Annotated in this window: 12 protein-coding genes; 9 read left to right on the plus strand and 3 right to left on the minus strand. The window is 69.6% G+C overall.

All coding sequences use genetic code 11. The annotated features are described in order from the left end of the window. Positions 1–31 precede the first annotated feature (31 nt). Both HWX58_RS03845 and HWX58_RS03850 read right to left on the minus strand, forming a co-directional pair. Positions 32–283: a glycerophosphodiester phosphodiesterase gene (locus HWX58_RS03845; protein ID WP_175986125.1), complete on the minus strand. Its 252-nt coding sequence runs from the start codon at positions 281–283 to the stop codon at positions 32–34. Between the two features lie 195 nt (positions 284–478). Further along, entirely contained in the window at positions 479–1,951 is a 1,473-nt protein-coding gene (locus HWX58_RS03850) for an NCS2 family permease (RefSeq protein ID WP_175985729.1), read from the minus strand. An 89-nt stretch (positions 1,952–2,040) separates the two neighbouring features. Here HWX58_RS03850 and HWX58_RS03855 point away from each other — a divergent pair, with 89 nt between their 5' ends. The 8 genes from HWX58_RS03855 to HWX58_RS03890 all read left to right on the plus strand — a co-directional run bounded on the left by HWX58_RS03855 (position 2,041) and on the right by HWX58_RS03890 (position 12,774). Continuing rightward, complete coding sequence (locus HWX58_RS03855) at positions 2,041–3,408, plus strand: cell division protein PerM (protein WP_175985730.1); 1,368 nt, start codon at positions 2,041–2,043, stop codon at positions 3,406–3,408. A gap of 9 nt (positions 3,409–3,417) precedes the next feature. Continuing rightward, complete coding sequence (gene purN, locus HWX58_RS03860) at positions 3,418–3,999, plus strand: phosphoribosylglycinamide formyltransferase (protein WP_175985731.1); 582 nt, start codon at positions 3,418–3,420, stop codon at positions 3,997–3,999. Positions 4,000–4,036: 37 nt separating this feature from the next. Continuing rightward, complete coding sequence (gene purH, locus HWX58_RS03865; RefSeq protein ID WP_175985732.1) at positions 4,037–5,647, plus strand: bifunctional phosphoribosylaminoimidazolecarboxamide formyltransferase/IMP cyclohydrolase; 1,611 nt, start codon at positions 4,037–4,039, stop codon at positions 5,645–5,647. 190 nt (positions 5,648–5,837) lie between these two features. Then, complete coding sequence (locus HWX58_RS03870; protein WP_175985733.1) at positions 5,838–7,391, plus strand: DNA-3-methyladenine glycosylase 2 family protein; 1,554 nt, start codon at positions 5,838–5,840, stop codon at positions 7,389–7,391. Continuing rightward, a complete protein-coding gene (locus HWX58_RS03875; protein ID WP_175985734.1) occupies positions 7,388–7,906 on the plus strand; it encodes a methylated-DNA--[protein]-cysteine S-methyltransferase in 519 nt (172 codons plus the stop codon). The genes HWX58_RS03870 and HWX58_RS03875 overlap by 4 nt, the downstream gene beginning before the upstream one ends. Before the next feature lie 299 nt (positions 7,907–8,205). Next, positions 8,206–10,086 (plus strand): ABC transporter ATP-binding protein, encoded by a 1,881-nt coding sequence (locus HWX58_RS03880; protein WP_175985735.1) that lies wholly within the window; start codon positions 8,206–8,208, stop codon positions 10,084–10,086. Continuing rightward, positions 10,083–11,897: an ABC transporter ATP-binding protein gene (locus tag HWX58_RS03885; RefSeq protein WP_175985736.1), complete on the plus strand. Its 1,815-nt coding sequence runs from the start codon at positions 10,083–10,085 to the stop codon at positions 11,895–11,897. Before HWX58_RS03880 ends, HWX58_RS03885 begins: the two co-directional genes overlap by 4 nt. A 58-nt stretch (positions 11,898–11,955) precedes the next feature. Further along, positions 11,956–12,774 (plus strand): efflux RND transporter periplasmic adaptor subunit, encoded by an 819-nt coding sequence (locus HWX58_RS03890; protein WP_175985737.1) that lies wholly within the window; start codon positions 11,956–11,958, stop codon positions 12,772–12,774. A gap of 84 nt (positions 12,775–12,858) precedes the next feature. On the opposite strand, the gene HWX58_RS03895 is transcribed toward HWX58_RS03890, so the two are convergent. After that, entirely contained in the window at positions 12,859–13,317 is a 459-nt protein-coding gene (locus tag HWX58_RS03895) for a GNAT family N-acetyltransferase (RefSeq protein ID WP_175985738.1), read from the minus strand. 117 nt (positions 13,318–13,434) lie between these two features. On the opposite strand from HWX58_RS03895, the gene HWX58_RS03900 reads away from it, so the two are divergent. Next, on the plus strand, positions 13,435–15,651 hold the full coding sequence (locus HWX58_RS03900; protein WP_175985739.1) for an NADP-dependent isocitrate dehydrogenase: 2,217 nt from the start codon (positions 13,435–13,437) through the stop codon (positions 15,649–15,651). Positions 15,652–15,681: the final 30 nt, after the last annotated feature.

The following is a 15,681-nucleotide window of genomic DNA, read 5'->3' on the forward strand; positions in this document are numbered from 1 at the left end:
GTCGAAGGACGTCGAGACGCTCTGATCTGAGCTACGCTTGACCTGAAGGCCCCGGGCTCCACCCCGGGGCCTTCACTCGTTCCTGCACCCAGCCGTGCAGGGCGTCGGGGCGGTTCGTGATGATGCCGTCCACGCCCATGGCGGTGAGTTCCTCCCACTGCGCACGGTCATCCTGCGTCCACACGAAGACCCCGAGTCCGGCCCGATGGGCGAGCGCGACGCCTCGTGCGGTCGCGACGCGCGGGTCCACGGCGTGTGCACCGAGCGATGCCGCCGTAGCGATCGTCGACGCATCCCCAGGTCGTCGGTCGTCCGGTCGACCGTGCGGTCGTGGTCGCCCAGGCGACGACGCCTGCGGATGCTGCGGCCCACAGGCGTCGTCGGCGACGGCTCATGCTCTGCATCCTGGCAGAGCATCACCCTGGCGTCGAAACTCTTTCGTCACCTTTTTCTGCGGGCCTGCGCGCCCGTACCGCGGTCAGGCGACGCCGAACGCAGCCTCGATGGGCCCGCGGGCGAAGAACAGGACGAAGCCGGCGGCGACGATCCACAGCAGCGGGTGGACGGCCTTGGCCTTGCCCGCGACAGCCTGCACGAGCACCCAGCTCACGAAGCCCGCGCCGATGCCGTTGGCGATCGAGTAGGTGAACGGCATGACGGTGACGGTGAGGAACACCGGCAGCAGCGCACCGAAGTCGGTCAGATCGATGTGCTTGATCTGCGCCATCATCATCGCGCCCACGATCACGAGGGCCGCCGCGGCGATCTCGGTCGGGACGATCGAGGTCAGCGGCGTCAGGAACATCGCCAGGAGGAACATCACGCCGGTGACGACATTGGCCAGGCCCGTCCTCGCACCTTCGCCGATGCCCGCGCCCGACTCGATGAACACCGTGCTCGAGGATGACGACGTCGAACCTCCGGCGATGGCACCGATGCCCTCGACGATCAGCGCCGACTTGATGCGGGGGAAGTCGCCCTTCTCGTCGGCGAGCCCGGCTTCCTTGGCGAGCCCTGTCATGGTGCCCATGGCGTCGAAGAAGTTCGAGAAGACGAGGGTGAACACGATCATGATGAGCGCGACGACGCTGACCTTGCCGAAGTCGAACCCGAAGTCCACGGCGCCGACGAGGCTCAGATCGGGCAGGCTCACCGGCGTGCCGGTCAGCGCGGGGACGGTCAGGCTCCAGCCGCCGGCGTTGAACGTGCCGTCATCGGCGAACTGCGGCCCGAAGTGCCAGATCGCCTCGGCGATCACGGCCAGCACGGTGCCGGTCACGAGACCGATGAGGAGGCCGCCCTTGACCTTGCGGGCGACGAGGATGCCGGTGACGATCAGCGTCACGACGAACAGCAGCGTCGGCACGGTCGCGACGGATCCGTCCAGGCCGAGGCCGACGGGCGGGGACGCGCTGCCGGTGGTCGTGACGAAGCCGGAGTTCACGAAGCCGATGAACGCGATGAACAGGCCGATGCCGACCGTGATCGCGATCTTCAGCTGGAAAGGAACGGCGTCGAAGATCATCTTCCGCAGGCCCGTCGCGGCCAGCAGCACGATCACGGCGCCGTTGATCATCACGAGCGCCATCGCCTCGGCCCAGGTGACCTGGCCGACGACGGAGAAGGCGAGGAACGCGTTGATGCCCAGGCCCGCGGCGAAGGCGAACGGCAACCGGGTGATCAGGCCGAACAGGATCGTCATCACACCGGCTGTCAGCGCCGTCGCGGCTCCGACTGCGGGGAAGCTCAGGGTGTTGCCGTCGACGTCGGCAGCGCCGGTGAGGATGATCGGGTTGAGGATCACGATGTAGGCCATCGTGACGAAGGTGACGATGCCGCCACGGACTTCGGAGCCGATCGTCGAGCCGCGGCGGGTGATCTCGAAGAAGCGGTCGAGCGCGTTCTTCGGTTCGGCGGTCTGATCGGGAGCGGACGAGGGGGCAGTTGTCATCGGGAACCTCCTCGGGAACGATATCGTGTCCGCGCCCTCGCGCGCGCCCGCGCGGGACCGTCAGGTTCTCGTCGTAGTCTCATTGAGACATGCAACGCCTCCTCGTCGCGATCCTCGCCGCGGTCGACGCTGCCATCGCGGCGGCCGTCGGCCTCGCCGTGCTGCTCGCACCTCTCACCCTGCTGTGGACGCTCGCGTTCGGCGCGACGGCCGACTGGGGAGGCCTGTGGCCGGCCGTGGGGACCCTCTGGCAGTTCGGCCACGGGGTTCCGATCGAGATCGCTCTGCCGGACGACGTGGTCTCGGCTGTCGGCATCGCGCCGGATGCCGCGCGCTTCGCTCTCTCGGTCACACCGCTGGCGTTCCTCATCTTCACGATGCTGTTCGCCGGGCACTCCGGCATCCGCGCCGCGCGATCCGGCGCCTGGGGCCTGGGCGTCGCCTTCGGCACCCTCGCGTTCGCAGTGATCGCCGCCGCCGTCGCGCTGACGGCGCGCAGCGAGATCGCGAGCGTGCCGCTGTGGCCGGCGATTCTGCTGCCGACGGCGGCGTACGGGATCGGCGCGATCGCCGGGGCGGTGAGTCACGCGTGGTGCGAGGGGGACGGTGGTCTCATAGACCGCATCCACGACCGTGTGGACGGCTGGGGCTCGTGGAGCGTCGTCCCCGGCGAGGTCGTGCGCGGCACGGCTGTCGTGGTCGTCGCGCTCGCGGGTGTCGCCGGACTCGCCGTGGCGCTCATGGTCGCGCTGCGCGGCGGCGAGATGGTGGCGCTGTTCCAGGCTGCACGGGTGGATGCCACCGGTGCGACCGTCCTGACGCTCGGGCACCTCGCCTACCTGCCGACGCTGCTGGTGTGGGCGCTCGCGTGGATCGCCGGCCCCGGCTTCGCCGTCGGCTCCGGAACGGCGGTGTCGCCGGCCGGAACCGAGCTCGGCGTCGTCCCCGGCATCCCGATCCTCGGCCTCCTGCCTGAGAACAGCTCGATCTGGATGCTGATCGTCATCCTCCTCCCCGTCGGCGCGGGCGCGTTCGCCGGATGGGTGGTCCGGTCGCGGCTCGTCTGGCAGGGCTCTGCGACCGAGCCGGCTGTGCGCGCCGGGATCGCGGGCGGCATCGCCCTCGCGAGCGCCGGGGTCATCGCTCTGGCCGCGGTGCTGGCCTCCGGGTCGATCGGCCCCGGGCGCATGGCGCACCTCGGACCGCATCCCGGCTGGACCGCGCTCGCCGTCGGCGCCGAAGTCCTCGTGGGCGGGGCGATCATGCTGCTCGCCCCGCGGCACCGCGACGAGCTCGCCGAGGAGCGCACGGACCGCTGGGTCGCCGAGATGGGATCCTCGCCGACGGTGGACCCGGCCCCGCGCACCACGGCGGTCGAGGAGCTGTCTGAGGGCGACACCCAGCCCCTCGACGACCACGGCTTCTTCGGGCACGGGAGCACTCCGGCGCCCCGCTAGACTGGCCGGGTGCTCACGGTCGCCGTCCTCATCTCCGGCACCGGCTCCAACCTCCGTGCCCTCCTCGAAGCCGCTCGTCACCCCGACTTCCCCGCGCGGATCGTCGCGGTCGGTGCCGATCGCGACGCCGAGGGGCTCGCGCACGCCGCGGATTTCAGCATCCCGAGCTTCACGGTACCGTACCGGTCGTTCGAGAGCCGCGACGCGTGGGGCGAGGCGCTCGGCGATCGCCTGGACGAGCACCGGCCCGACCTCGTCGTGCTCAGCGGACTGATGCGCCTGCTACCCGCCTCGCTCGTCGCCCGCTATGCGCCGCGCATCATCAACACGCACCCCGCGTACCTTCCGGAGTTCCCCGGTGCGCACGGTGTGCGCGACGCGCTCGCCGCCGGCGTCGCGCAGACCGGGGCGAGCGTCATCGTGGTCGACGACGGCGTCGATTCCGGTCCTATCCTCGCCCAGGAGCGCATCCCCGTGCAGCAGGGAGACACCGAGGAGACCCTGCACGAGCGCATCAAGCCCGTCGAACGGCGCCTGCTCATCGACGTCGTGCGCCGGATCGCCACCGGCGACCTCGCGCTCACCCACTGACCGAAACCCGTACGCCCCCGCACGAAGGAGATCATCCATGGCCGGCCCGAGCCGCGACAAGTCCCTGTACCGCGACCGCGACATCGTCCCGATCAAGCGGGCGCTCGTCTCGGTCAGCGACAAGACCGATCTGCTCGTGCTCGCGGCGGCCCTCGCCGACGCCGGCGTCGAGATCGTCTCCACCGGTTCGACGGCCGCGACCATCCGCGAGGCCGGATACGACGTCACCGACGTGGCCGCGGTGACCGGTGTCGCCGAGATGCTCGACGGGCGCGTGAAGACCCTGCACCCCAGCATCCACGGCGGCCTGCTCGCCGACCTGCGCCTCGAGGACCACGAGCGCCAGCTCGCCGAACTCGGCATCTCGCCGTTCGAGCTCGTGGTCGTGAACCTCTACCCGTTCGTCGAGACCGTGCAGTCCGGCGCGACCGGCGACGAAGTCGTGGAGCAGATCGACATCGGCGGCCCTGCCATGGTGCGCGCCTCGGCGAAGAACCACGCGAACGTCGCGATCGTCGTCTCGCCCGAGTCGTACCCGGCCATCATCGAGTCGATCCAGTCCGGCGGAACGACGCTCACGCAGCGCCGCGAGCTCGCGGCCCGCGCCTTCGCGCACACCTCCTCGTACGACACGGCGGTCGCCGCATGGTTCGCGGAGGGCACCCTCAACGAGGGCGGCGAGGAGCTGCCCGAGCACCTGACGATCAAGGCCGAGCGCCTGGCGACGCTCCGCTACGGCGAGAACTCCCACCAGCGCGGGGCGATCTACACCCGCGTCGGCGGCCACGGCATCGCCCAGGCCGTGCAGCTGCAGGGCAAGGAGATGTCGTACAACAACTACGTCGACGCGGATGCCGCCCTGCGCGCCGCCTTCGACATGATCCTGCCCGCCGTCGCGATCGTGAAGCACGCCAACCCGTGCGGCATCGCGACCACGGCGCCCAACGCCCTCGACCCGATCGCCAGCGCGCACCTGCGCGCACACGAGTGCGACCCGGTGTCCGCCTACGGCGGCGTCATCGCCACCAACGGCACGGTGACTCTGAAGATGGCCGAGAACCTCAAGGACATCTTCACCGAGGTCATCGTCGCGCCGTCCTTCGAACCGGCGGCCCTCGAGGTCTTCAAGGCGAAGAAGAACCTGCGGCTGCTGCAGCTGCCCGACGACTGGCAGCAGGAGCGCATGGACGTGCGCCTGGTCTCCGGTGGCCTGCTGCTGCAGGACGCCGATCGCTTCCCCGACGACATCCAGTCGGTCGCCAAGGACTGGCAGCTCGTCACGGGCGAGCAGCCGGACGAGGCCGAGATGGAGAACATGATCTTCGCGTGGAAGGCGTGCCGCGCCGTGAAGTCCAACGCGATCGTGCTCGCCAAGGGCAACGCCACGGTCGGCATCGGCATGGGGCAGGTCAACCGTGTCGACTCCTGCCGCCTCGCGGTGGAGCGGGCGGGGGACCGTGCCGCGGGGTCGGTCGCGGCATCCGATGCCTTCTTCCCGTTCGCCGACGGCCCGCAGGTGCTGCTGGACGCCGGCATCTCGACGATCATCCAGCCCGGCGGCTCGGTGCGCGACGACGAGGTCATCGCGGCTGCGAAGGCTGCCGGTGTGACGATGTTCTTCACCGGGGAGCGTCACTTCTTCCACTGATCCCCGTCTGGCTCCCGCCCCCGACAGACCCGTCTTACCCCGACAGACCCCGTCCTGTCTACGAGACCCCGTCGTATCCACGTCGATACGGCGGGGGCTCCTCGCTGGGGAGAGGTCTGTGCGGGGATGGCGCAACTGCCGTGTCCGATTTCCGCGCGCCTGCGGGTTTCGGACGTGTCAGAGTGGAGGCATGAGCTTCCCGATCATGTCGTTCGACGAGCGGTACCGCGCGATCGACGCGCGCGACACCCGCTTCGACGGGCAGTTCGTGACGGCCGTGCACTCCACGGGGATCTACTGCCGACCCTCGTGCCCCGCCCGCACGCCCAAGCGCGAGAACGTCAGCTTCTATCCGACGAGCGCTGCGGCGCACGAGGCGGGATTCCGCGCGTGCAAGCGGTGCCTGCCCGAGGCGGCACCCGGGTCTCCTGCCTGGGACGTACGGGGGGATGCCGCCGCACGCGCCATGCGGCTCATCGCCGACGGCGTGGTCGAGCGGGAGGGCGTATCCGGCCTCGCCGCACGCCTCGGGTACTCCAGCCGTCACCTCACCCGGCTGCTGACCGCCGAGCTCGGCGCCGGCCCTCTGGCGCTCGCCCGTGCGCACCGCGCCCACAACGCGCGGATGCTGCTCGTGGGCACCGACCTGCCGATCGCGGACATCGCGTTCTCGGCGGGCTTCGCGAGCATCCGCCAGGCGGGCGACACGATCCGCGAGGTGTTCGGCTTGACACCCACCGAGTTGCGGGCCAAGCGGCGCCAGCCTCTCGGCGCAGGCGCCGCCGCCGCGCTGGTCCCGGGCGAGATCGATCTGCTGCTTCCGCATCGCGAGCCGATGGACGCCGCCGGCATCTTCGCGTGGATGGCCGCCCGCGCGGTTCCGGGCGTCGAGGTCGCCACCGCTGACTCCTTCTCCCGCCACCTGCGGATGCCCGGCGGGCCGGCGTGGTTCGAGGTCCGCCAGGATGCCACCGGCACGCTCCGCCTCCGCGCCCGCGTGACCCATCTCGGCGATCTCGCACCTCTCGTGGCCACGGCGCGCCGCATCTTCGACTTGGACGCCGACCCCGTCGCGGTCGACGCCGCCCTCTCGGAGCATCCGCTTCTCGCGCCCCTCGTCGGCAGGATCCCCGGCATCCGCGTCCCCGGCGCCGCAGACCCGCACGAGATGCTCATCCGCGCCATGATCGGCCAGCAGATCACGGTCGCGGCCGCCCGCACCGCTCTGACCGCGCTCACCGTCGCGCTGGGTGAGGAGGCTCCGGACGGCGGCCTGCTGTTCCCGACGATGACGGCCATCGCCGAACGCGGCGCCGAGGTGTTGCGCGGACCCGCCGCACGGATCAGAGCCGTCACCGGGGCTGCGGCCGCGCTCGCCGACGGCACGCTGGCGCTCACGGTCGGCGACGACAGCGGGGCCCAGCGCGCGGCTCTGCTGGCGATGCCGGGAATCGGGCCGTGGACGGCCGACTACGTGCGGATGCGGGTTCTCGGCGACCCCGACATCATCCTTCCCGGCGACGTCGCGATCCGGTCGGGGGCCGCGGCCGCCGGCATCCCGGCGGAACCCGCCGCGCTCACCGCATGGGCCGAGCGCACGGCGCCGTGGCGCAGCTACCTGAGCGCCCACCTCTGGGCGGCCATGCCACCCCGCACGACGAAACGAAGCACGACGAAACGAAGCACGGCGAAACGAAGCATGACGAAACGCACCACGAAGACCGCACACAAGGAGCTCTCATGACCGCTCTCATCCAGACCATCGACACCGTTGACGGCCCGTTCACGATCCTCGCCGACGTCTCGCCCGACACCGGCGAACAGCGCGTGCTCTCCTCGGGCTGGACGGCCGACCGCGACGAGATCGTCGCCCGCCTGGCCGAGAAGAACCGCCCGGCCGAGATCCGTGACGGCGAGGCGGATGCCGCCGTCGCCGTCCGCGCGTACTACGACGGCGACATCGCCGCGATCGACACCGTCGCCGTGCACCAGTTCGGCACCGGCATGCAGCGCACCGGCTGGGCTGCGCTGCGACGGATCGCGCCGGGGGAGCCTCTGACCTACACGGAGTTCGCCGTGGAACTCGGCAATCCGGGCGCGGTGCGGGCCGCGGCATCCGTCTGCGCCCGCAACGCACCGGCCCTGTTCGTCCCCTGCCACCGGGTGCTGCGCGGCGACGGCTCCATGGGCGGATTCGCCTGGGGCGTCGATGTGAAGGAGTCGCTGCTCGCGCGCGAGCGCGCGCTCGCCTCGGCCTGAGCGGAGACGTTCGATTTCGAGCGGGGTGCGAACAAATCCGGGAACAACGCTTGCCTCCAGCCGGTTCACAGGAATAGGCTGGAGGGCTGTCGCGCCGACCGGTGCGGAGCTTCGAGCCTGAGGGAGACATCATGATTTCGATCGCTGTCGCGCAAATCGCCACTCCCGGCTCGATCACTCGTGGTCGCACGATGCGGCTTCCGCGCGGCTGATCAGCCGCCCGCTCACCGCATCCAGGGCACAGCGCTCCCGCCGCCCGTCACACGCTCCCGTTCCGTTCCGCACCTCGTCTGAGAGTCATGTCTTCCTCGTCGTCATCGTCTGCACGTTCGTCCTCGCTGTCCACACCCCGAGCGCTCTGGCGCCTCGCACCGTTCGTCAAGCCCGTCGTCTGGCGATTCGTCGGAGGCGCTGCGAGTGCTCTCGCCGCCGCCGTCATCGCCCTGATGGTCCCCATCGTCCTCGAGCAGATCGTCCGCGGTCTCGACACGTCCGCGAGCATCGCGATCATCGTGGGCGGTGCCGCCATCGTGCTCGCGCTCGGCATCGGCGAGGCGGCCATGGTGTGGCTGCGGCGCTGGTTCATCCTCAAGCCCTCGACCGAGGTCGAGTACCGGATGCGCACGCAGCTGTACGCGCGTCTGCAGACGCTGCCGGTCGCGTTCCACGACCGCTGGCAGTCCGGGCAGCTGCTGAGCCGCATGATGCAGGACATCGGCCTCATCCGCCGGTGGCTGGCCTTCGGGCTCATCCTGCTCGTCGTCAACGTCTTGACGATCATCATCGGCTCGGTGCTGCTGTTCCGCTGGCACTGGCTGCTCGGCACGATCTTCATCGTCACCGCCATCCCGCTGTGGATCCAGGGCTACCTGTTCGAGAAGCGCTACGGCATCCTCGCCCGGCAGAGCCAGGATCAGGCGGGCGACCTCGCGACCAGCGTCGAGGAGAGCGTGCACGGCATCCGCGTGCTCAAGGCCTTCGGCCGCGGCAAGCACGCGCTGATCCGCTTCAGCAAGCAGGCCGAGTCGTTGCGCTCGACGGAGCTGAGCAAGGCGCGCGCGATCGGGTCGATCTGGTTCTGGCTCGATCTCATGCCGCAGATCGCGTTCGGTCTGAGCCTGCTCTCGGGCATCTGGCTCATCGCGCAGGGCGCGATCGAGCTGCCGGAGCTGTTCGCCTTCTTCGCGATGGCGACGGTGCTGCGCTGGCCGATCGAGTCGATCGGGTTCCTGTTCTCGTTCATGCTGGATGCCCGCACCGCGACCGACCGCGTGTTCGAAATCTTCTCCGAGACGAACACGATCACCGACCCGGAGCGCCCGGTCACGATCGCGGAGCCGCGCGGCGAGCTCGCCTTCGAGGGGGCGCACTTCCGGTATCAGGATGCCGGTGCCGCCGAGCGCGACCTGCTCGACGGCATCGATCTCGTGCTGCGCCCCGGTGAGACCATGGCACTGGTCGGGCTCACCGGCAGCGGCAAGACGACGCTCACCACCCTGCCCACGCGCCTCTACGACGTCACCGGTGGACGTGTGACGCTCGACGGCGTCGATGTGCGAGACCTCTCGCTCGTCGAGCTGCGCCGGCACATCGCGATGGCGTTCGAGGACGCGACGCTCTTCTCGGCATCCGTCCGGGAGAACGTGCTCCTCGGGCGTGCGGAGCTCGACATCCACAGCGAGGAGGGCGAGCGCGTCCTGCGCGAGGCGCTCGACGTCGCCCAGGCCGGGTTCGTCGACCAGCTGCCCGAGGGCGTGGACACCGTGATCGGGGAAGAGGGGTTGAGCCTGTCCGGTGGGCAGCGCCAGCGCCTCGCCCTCGCCCGCGCGGTCGCCGCGCAGCCGAAGGTGCTCGTGCTCGACGACCCGCTCTCGGCCCTCGACGTCGACACCGAGGCCCTGGTCGAAGAGGCCCTGCGGCACGTGCTCGCCGACACCACGGCGATGATCGTGGCGCACCGCCCGTCGACCGTGGCACTCGCCGACCGGGTCGCGCTGCTCGAGAGCGGACGGATCACCGCGGTCGGCACCCACTCCGAGCTGCTGCGGACGAGCACCCACTACCGGCACGTCATCTCCAGCCTCGAGGCGGAGGAGGCGGCCCGCACCGGGGCGATCCCGGTCATCACCGACCAGGATCTCGAGGATACGCACACCGAGGAAGAGGAGGTGCAGGCATGAGCGCGGCACTCACCGGAACGAAGGGCGAAGACCGCTCGAACTACACCCGCGAGGAGAGCAGGGCGATCCGCCAGCGCTCGTTGCGCCTGCTCGGCTCACTCGTCTCGCCGCTGAAGGCGCAGATCGTGCTCGCCGCGATCGTGCTCGTCGTCTCGACGGCGCTGCAGGTCGCAGGTCCCATCCTCATCAGCATCGGACTCGACAAGGCACTGCCGCAGGTTCTCGACCACGCGAACTGGATGCCGGCGTTCCTCGTCGCCTTCACCTACCTGTTCGCCGGCGCTACGGCCGCCGCCCTCATCGGCTGGTACGTCGTGGTCGCCGCCCGCATCACCCAGGCGGTGCTGATCGATCTGCGCAAGCGGATCTTCCTGCACACGCAGCGGCTGAGCCTCGAGTTCCACGAGACGTACACGTCGGGCCGCATCATCTCGCGCCAGACGAGCGACCTCGACTCGATCCGCGAGCTCCTGGACGGAGGCTTGAACAACCTCGTCTCGGGTGTGCTCTTCGGTGCGTTCACGTTCATCGCGCTGATCGTGTGGGACTGGCAGTCGGGCGTGATCCTGCTTCTCGCCGGCATCCCGCTGTTCCTGCTCATGCGCTGGTTCTACTCGCGCTCGCAGGTGATCTTCCGCGAGTCTCGAGTCATCAGCGCCAAGGTCATCGTGCAGTTCGTCGAGACCATGACCGGCATCCGTGCCGTGAAAGCGTTCCGCAAGGAGCCGCGCAACGACGTCGCCTTCCAGAAGGTCGCCGGCGAGTACCGCGACGTCAACCGCCGATCGATGCTCCTGTTCGGCACGTTCGAGCCGGGTCTCATGGCGGTCGCCGCCCTCACGCTCGGCCTGGTCGTGCTGTGGGGCGGCATCCGCGTCGCCGACGGCGCGCTCACGGTCGGCGTGCTGCTGTCGGCCGTCCTATACGTGCGCAACTTCTTCGCGCCCATGCAGGAGATCGCGATGTTCCTGAACTCGTACCAGTCGGCCACGGCCGCGCTTGAGAAGGTGTCGGGAGTGCTCGAGGAGCAGCCGACGGTTCCCGACCCCGACGAGCCGGTCGATCTGTGGGAATCGCGCGGTCACGTGCGGTTCGAGGAGGTCACGTTCGGGTATTCGGGGGAGAAGACGATCCTGCCGAACTTCTCGCTCGACATCGCGGCGGGGCAGACGATCGCACTGGTGGGCACGACGGGCGCCGGCAAGTCGACGCTCGCGAAGCTCATCTCGCGGTTCTACGACCCGACGCTGGGAAGCATCACGCTCGACGGCGTCGACCTGCGGTCGCTGCATCCGAAGGATCTGCGCCGTGCGATCGTCATGGTCACGCAGGAGGCGTACCTCTTCAGCGGAACGGTCGCCGACAACATCGCGCTCGGGAAGCCCGATGCCACGCTCGACGAGATCCGGGACGCTGCGCGCGCCGTCGGGGCGGACGATTTCATCTCGGCGCTGCCGGACGGTTACAACTCCGACGTGAACAAGCGCGGCGGCCGCGTCTCGGCGGGCCAGCGTCAGCTGATCTCGTTCGCACGCGCGTTCCTCGCAGACCCTGCGGTGCTCATCCTCGACGAGGCGACCGCGTCGCTCGACATCCCGTCGGAGCGGCTCATCCAGGACGCGCTGCAGACTCTGCTCAAGGACCGCACGGCGATCATCATCGCCCACCGCCTGTCCACGGTCGCGATCGCCGACCGGGTGCTGGTGATGGAGCACGGCGAGATCATCGAGGACGACGCCCCTGCCGCGCTCATCGGCGGTACGGGCAAGTTCGCGCAACTGCACGCGGCCTGGCAGGAGACGCTGGTCTGACGACGGTCGCTCGGGGGACGCAGGGATGCCCTCCCCGAGCGACCGTTACGATCGAAGCGTGGATCCGTTATGGATGCTGGGCGCTGAATGGTGGTGGATCGCCCCGACCGCGGTCGGTGCAGGAGCCATCACCGCCGTCGGCGTGCGGCGCGGCCAGAAGCGCAGCGGCCGACGGCTGGCTCTGGATGCCGCACGCCGCGACCTCCGCGACGCGCAGCGCGAGATCGGCGAGCGACGTCGCGCCGTGAAGGTCGCGCGGGCAGAGCACGCCCGTCTGGTCGCCGAGCGCAGGGCATCCCGTGCGTCGACCGCCGATGTGGCAAGCGCACGGCGCGCCCTGAAACAGGCGGAGCACGACGCGAAGGCCGCGCACGCCGACGTGCGTTCCCGCCGGATCCGCGTCGGTGTGGAGCAGGCGCAGGTGCCGTCGGCATCGCAGACCGACCGGTATCCGCTTGCGCGCCTGAACGACGCGCATGACGCGGTGATCGCGCGCTGGATGGACTACGAGACGGATGCCGCGAAGCTGATCGCGTACCCTGCGATGAGTGACGGCAAGGAACCGGCGATGGCCGCCTTCCTCGCCGCCGCATCCCGTGCCAGAGACCTGCGACCGTCATCGCCGTCGGGAGTGACGCCCGCCGAGTTCTCCGCCTACCGGGACGCGGTCGCGGATCTCGAGCGGACCTTCGACGTCGCCGAGCACACCGCGAAGGCCCGCGCGGCCGGCCGCGACCCGGATGCGGCGACTGCATGGCCCGGCAGCGCTCACGAGATGCTCAGCCGATCGGCCGAGGCGCTCGACAAAGCGGCAGGAGCCGCAGCCTCTGCGCTCGCGGCGTGGACCGCGCGCCCCAGGCCCAAGCGCGACGAGTGACCAGGACGGACGCTCCCCGCCGGGTCGCACCGAGGGCGACGGGGCCTCGGTGGGGGAGGGGGATCCGAGACCCCGCCGCCGCTGTCAGGACGAGATCTGCACGGAGGCGATGACCTCGCCGTACTCCGTCTCGCCCACCTGGGTGAAGCCGACGCGCTCGAAGAACGCGGCGGGACCGGCATCGCCTGCCTCGTAGATCACGTCGACATGGTTCATGCCGCGTGCCCGCGCCTCGTCGATCAGGGCCTCGACGGCGAAGCGGCCGATGCCGCGGCCCTGGTCGTCGGCGTCGACGTTGATGCGCCACAACACGGAGCGGAAGTGCTCCTCCGGGGCCTCCGGATCGAAGTTGGCGCTGACGAAGCCGACCACCTCATCGCGGTCGAGGACGACGCGCTGCCATGAGGTCTGCGGGTTGATGACGGTGGCGGCGATCCCGTAGGAGACCGGGGCGAGGTACTGCTCCTGCCCGGGCTTGAGCGACAGGTTGTTCACGGCGACGATCGTCGCAGCGGAGAGTTCGACCACGCGCAGTTCAGTCATAGCCCCAGGGTAACCTCTCCGGGTGAGTGCGCGCAGAAGAAGTCCGCAAACGCGGGCAGAGGCACTCAGGTATCTTGGTATCGAGACAAATTCGACCCGCGAACGGAGAATCTTCCGGTGACCGACGACGCCATCATCTACACCTACACGGACGAGGCACCGGCTCTCGCCACCGCATCGCTCCTCCCCATCGTCCAGGCCTACGCCGGCAAGGCGGGCGTCGAGCTCGAGACGCGTGACATCTCGCTCGCCGGCCGCATCCTCGCCGCCTTCCCGCAGCGCCTCACCACGGACCAGCAGGTGTCCGACGCTCTCGCTGAGCTCGGGGGCCTCGCCACGCTTCCCGAGGCCAACATCATCAAGCTGCCGAACATCTCGGCATCCATCCCGCAGCTGAAGGCCGCCATCGCGGAGCTGCAGGCGCAGGGCTACGACATCCCCGACTTCCCGGACGAGCCCGGATCCCTCGACGAGAAGGACATCCGCGCTCGCTACGACCGCATCAAGGGCTCCGCCGTGAACCCCGTGCTGCGCCAGGGCAACAGCGACCGCCGCGCGCCGCTCGCCGTGAAGAACTACGCCAAGAAGCACCCGCACACGAACAAGCCGTTCGCCGAGGGATCGAAGACCCGCGTGGCCACCATGGGCCATGACGACTTCAAGCACAACGAGAAGAGCTGGATCGCAGCCCACGACGACGTCCTCACGATCCGTCACACGGCCGAGGACGGCACGGTCACGGTGCTCAAGGACAACCTCAAGGTGCTGCCGCGCGAGATCGTCGACGCGACGTTCCTGTCGGCATCCGCTCTCGACGCCTTCCTCGCCGAGACGCTCGAGACGGCCAAGAGCGACGATGTGCTGTACTCGGTGCACCTCAAGGCCACGATGATGAAGGTCTCCGACCCGATCATCTTCGGGCACGTCGTCAAGGCGTTCTTCGCCGACGTGTTCTCGCGCTTCGGCGACCAGCTCGCCGCCGCCGGCCTCAGCGCCAACGACGGCCTCGGGTCGATCCTCACGGGCCTGGCGAAGATCGACGGCGGTGCCGAGATCATCGCCGATTTCGAGAAGACCATCGCGACCGGCCCCCGCCTGTCCTACGTCAACTCCGACAAGGGCATCACGAACCTGCACGTGCCCTCCGACGTCATCGTGGATGCCTCGATGCCGGCGCTCGTCCGCAACGGCGGCAAGCTGTGGGGCGTCGACGGGGGAGAGGACGACACGCTCGCCGTCATCCCCGATTCCTCGTACGCCGGGGTCTACCAGGCCGTGATCGATGACGTCATCGCGAACGGCCCGCTCAACCCCGCCACGATCGGCACCGTCCCCAACGTGGGCCTCATGGCGCAGGCCGCCGAGGAGTACGGCAGCCACGACAAGACCTTCGAGATCGCCTCGGCGGGCGTCGTCGAGATCGTCGACGGCGACGGAGCGGTCGTCATCGAGCACCACGTCGGGGCCGGCGACATCTGGCGCGCGACCCAGACCAAGCACATCCCCGTCATGGACTGGGTGAAGCTCGCGGTCACCCGCGCCCAGGCCACCGGCGCGCCCGCCGTGTTCTGGCTCGACCTGAACCGCGCGCACGACGCCCAGCTGATCGCCAAGGTGCACCAGGCTCTCGCGACCCTCGACACCACGGGCGCTCAGATCTCGATCCTCGCCCCCGAGGAGGCCACGCGCTACACGCTGGCTCGCATGCGCCACGGCCTCGACACCATCTCGGTCACCGGCAACGTGCTGCGCGACTACCTCACCGACCTGTTCCCGATCCTCGAGGTCGGCACGTCGGCGAAGATGCTCTCGATCGTGCCGCTGCTCGCCGGCGGCGGACTGTTCGAGACGGGCGCCGGTGGCTCTGCTCCGAAGCACGTGCAGCAGCTCGTCGAGGAGAACTACCTGCGCTGGGACTCGCTCGGGGAGTTCTTCGCCCTCGCCGCGTCGCTCGAGCACTTCGCCGACCGCACCGGCAACGAGAAGGCCCGCGTGCTCGCCGAGACGCTGGATGCCGCCACCGGTACCTTCCTCGAGGAGGACCGCTCGCCGGGACGCAAGCTCGGCACGATCGATAACCGCGGCAGCCACTTCTACCTGGGCCTGTACTGGGCGCAGGAGCTGGCGAAGCAGACCAAGGACGCCGAGCTCGCTGCAGCGTTCGCCCCGATCGCCGAGAGCCTGACCGCCAAGGAGCAGGAGATCGTCGCGGAGCTCAACGGTGCGCAGGGTCACCCGGTGGACATCGGCGGCTACTACCGCCCCGATGCGGCCAAGGTCGCCGAGGTCATGCGTCCGTCGCAGACGCTCAACGGGATCATCGACGCGCTCTGATCCTCACACATCAAGAAGGCCGGATGCTTG

Origin of the sequence: Microbacterium tenebrionis (assembly GCF_903645325.1) — a bacterium.
Taxonomy (GTDB): domain Bacteria; phylum Actinomycetota; class Actinomycetes; order Actinomycetales; family Microbacteriaceae; genus Microbacterium; species Microbacterium tenebrionis.

What these genes read in the sequence shown, in the direction of transcription:
- HWX58_RS03895 (WP_175985738.1), bottom strand. Translation starts at nt 13,317, where the DNA reads ATGACTGAACTGCGCGTGGTCGAACTCTCCGCTGCGACGATCGTCGCC.
- HWX58_RS03875 (WP_175985734.1), top strand. Translation starts at nt 7,388, where the DNA reads ATGACCGCTCTCATCCAGACCATCGACACCGTTGACGGCCCGTTCACG.
- HWX58_RS03870 (WP_175985733.1), top strand. Translation starts at nt 5,838, where the DNA reads ATGAGCTTCCCGATCATGTCGTTCGACGAGCGGTACCGCGCGATCGAC.
- purH (WP_175985732.1), top strand. Translation starts at nt 4,037, where the DNA reads ATGGCCGGCCCGAGCCGCGACAAGTCCCTGTACCGCGACCGCGACATC.
- HWX58_RS03850 (WP_175985729.1), bottom strand. Translation starts at nt 1,951, where the DNA reads ATGACAACTGCCCCCTCGTCCGCTCCCGATCAGACCGCCGAACCGAAG.
- HWX58_RS03880 (WP_175985735.1), top strand. Translation starts at nt 8,206, where the DNA reads ATGTCTTCCTCGTCGTCATCGTCTGCACGTTCGTCCTCGCTGTCCACA.
- HWX58_RS03855 (WP_175985730.1), top strand. Translation starts at nt 2,041, where the DNA reads ATGCAACGCCTCCTCGTCGCGATCCTCGCCGCGGTCGACGCTGCCATC.
- HWX58_RS03885 (WP_175985736.1), top strand. Translation starts at nt 10,083, where the DNA reads ATGAGCGCGGCACTCACCGGAACGAAGGGCGAAGACCGCTCGAACTAC.